A 2,192-nucleotide genomic window follows, 5' to 3' on the forward strand; every position below is an offset into this window, starting at 1 on the left:
TCCGTGGGCGCAGCTCGTCTACGCAGCCACGGGCACAATGCGGGTGGCGACGCCTGACGCGGCGTGGCTGGCGCCGCCCACGCGGGCGATCTGGGCGCCCGGCGGCGTGCCGCACGAGATCGAGATGCGCGGGACCGTGGCCATGCGCACGCTCTACATCGCCACAGACGATCCGAGGCTGACGGCTTGCCGGGCGATCGAAGTGGTTCCGCTGCTGAAGGAACTCATCCTGCACGTCGTGCAGATCGGCATGCTGGACGCGGACGACCCGGGCCACGCCCGCATCGAAGGCCTGCTCCTGGACCTCCTCGCCGAGGCCGAGACCGTGCCGTTCCAGCTGCCCCTCCCGACCGACCCGCGCGCCCGCGCGTTCGCCGATCGCATCCTGACCGAGCCGGGCGCCGAGGCCTCGCTGGCCGACCTCGCCCCGCACGCCGGCGCGAGCTTGCGGACCCTCCAGCGCCTGTTCCTGGCCGAGACCACGCTCTCGCTGGAGGCCTGGCGCGGCCGGGCGCGGATGCAGCAGGCGGTGGTCAGCCTCAGCAACGGCGCCCCGGTGACCGAGGCCGCCCTCGACGCCGGCTACCAGAGCCCGAGTGCGTTCATCGCCGCGTTCAAGAAGGCGTTCGGGGTGACGCCGGCGCGGTGGCGGGCCAAGCCCTGAGCGCCTGCCGACCGGCGTTGCGAGCGCAGATGAGGCTACTGACCGCGCTAGCGGGGCAGCACCAGCGACTGCTGCGCGCCAACTCGGTCACGCCTCTCAGCCTCCAAAGCGTCGCGCAAGAAGCTTGTCGAGCGCAGCGTGGCCGCTTCGCAGGCGACAGCGCCCTGGCAGTTCGTTTGCTCAATCCGCTCGCGTGCAAGCGCCTCCCCAGCGGCAACGAACGTCAACTCCACCCCATCCATCGCGTCTCGCAGGTTGGAGTCGACGCCCTCGGCCGACTTCAGTTGCCGCGCCGTTTTGCGGAAGAGGCCGATGTAGACTGCGTCCGTGCAGCGGGCGAATTCCATCCGGGCGCGCACGCCATGGCGCTGCAGCGTGTCCGTAAAGGGACGGCGACCAGCGCGGGCGAGCGCACGCTTGGCCGCCCACTCATTCGCCTCTGGGGAGGCCCGTTCCAGCACCTCATCTGCGAGCGTCGGATCGGCGACCTTGTAGCGAAGGAAGACGTCCGCCACCTCCAGCGCAAACTTGGCATTCAGGTACTCGGCGTACTTGATCGCCAAGTGCACCACGGCAAACACGCCCCCGCCCTTGCCCTTACGAGTCACGATGACCGACGCCGGATTGTAGTTCCTAGGGCCGGATCTTCCCGAGTGTCGTTCCAGCATCGCGATGATAAGGAGCCCCGTGGAGGGGAGGCCCTTCCATTCGGCAGGCGTCTGGCGGGCCGAGAAGCCTGCGGCTCGCCAGTTGTCGTTCAAGCAAACGAAGCCGCGCTCATCCACGTGAATCGTGTGGCCGCGAATGACGGGGAACTTCGAGGTTTCGGCGATCATGCAGCGTTCCAGTTGGGGGAAGGACGCGCACCCGACTCGATGCAGGACCAAGGTACGAGATTCCGGCCGGAGAACAGAAAGAGAAATCGACGCCAAGGCCGTTTTCCGGGGCGCCTGGGCCACTCAGTTGTGGAAGGGCGGTGGACAGCCGAAACCACTTATCCACAGCGCCTTGCGCCGCTAACGAAACGATCGCCCCTCGTCGTTCACCTGGATGGCGTCGAAGAACGGCTTTCCCGCGCCTTCGCCAGCCGTTTCACGCCCTCGTCCAGGGTCGCGTCGGCCTTGGAGAAGCAGAGGCGGACGATGCGGGTGACCGGGTCCGCCTCGTAGAAGGCCGAGACGGGGATGGCGGCGACGCCAGCGTCCTTCACCGCCCGCAGGCAGAAGTCGCGGTCGCCTTCGGTGACGCCGGAGCCCGCGAGGTCGACGTTCAGGAAGTAGGTGCCTTCGCTGGGCAGGACGGCGAAGCCCTCGCGACGCAGGCCGTCCGTCAGGCGGTCGCGGGACCGTTCCAGGTCGCGGGGCATGTCGCGGAACCAGGCGTCGGAATGGCCGAGGCCCCAGGCGACGGCGGCCTGCAGGTTGGGGGCGGTGGTGAAGGTCAGGAACTGGTGGGTGCGGGCGAGCGTGTGGGTGAGCGCCGGCGCGGCGCAGAGGAAGCCCACCTTCCAGCCGGTGAGGCCGAACAT

At 68.8% G+C, this 2,192-nt stretch carries 3 protein-coding genes; 1 reads left to right on the top strand and 2 read right to left on the bottom strand.

From position 1 onward, the window contains the following. On the top strand, positions 1-664 hold a 664-nt coding region (locus VGD44_RS07565), incomplete at its 5' end, for a helix-turn-helix transcriptional regulator (RefSeq protein ID WP_331085498.1). A 47-nt stretch (positions 665-711) separates the two neighbouring features. Here VGD44_RS07565 and VGD44_RS07570 read toward each other — a convergent pair. Both VGD44_RS07570 and VGD44_RS07575 read right to left on the bottom strand, forming a co-directional pair. Beyond that, positions 712-1,500 carry a KilA-N domain-containing protein gene (locus VGD44_RS07570; RefSeq protein ID WP_331085500.1) on the bottom strand — a complete coding sequence of 263 codons (789 nt, stop codon included), beginning with the start codon at positions 1,498-1,500 and terminating at the stop codon, positions 712-714. 206 nt (positions 1,501-1,706) lie between these two features. Next, positions 1,707-2,192, bottom strand: a 486-nt coding sequence (locus VGD44_RS07575) for an aminotransferase class I/II-fold pyridoxal phosphate-dependent enzyme (protein ID WP_331085502.1), incomplete at its 5' end; no start/stop codon positions are given.

It is taken from the genome of Phenylobacterium sp. (assembly GCF_036402295.1).
Lineage (GTDB): Bacteria > Pseudomonadota > Alphaproteobacteria > Caulobacterales > Caulobacteraceae > Phenylobacterium.

What these genes read in the sequence shown, in the direction of transcription:
- VGD44_RS07570 (WP_331085500.1), bottom strand. Translation starts at nt 1,500, where the DNA reads ATGATCGCCGAAACCTCGAAGTTCCCCGTCATTCGCGGCCACACGATT.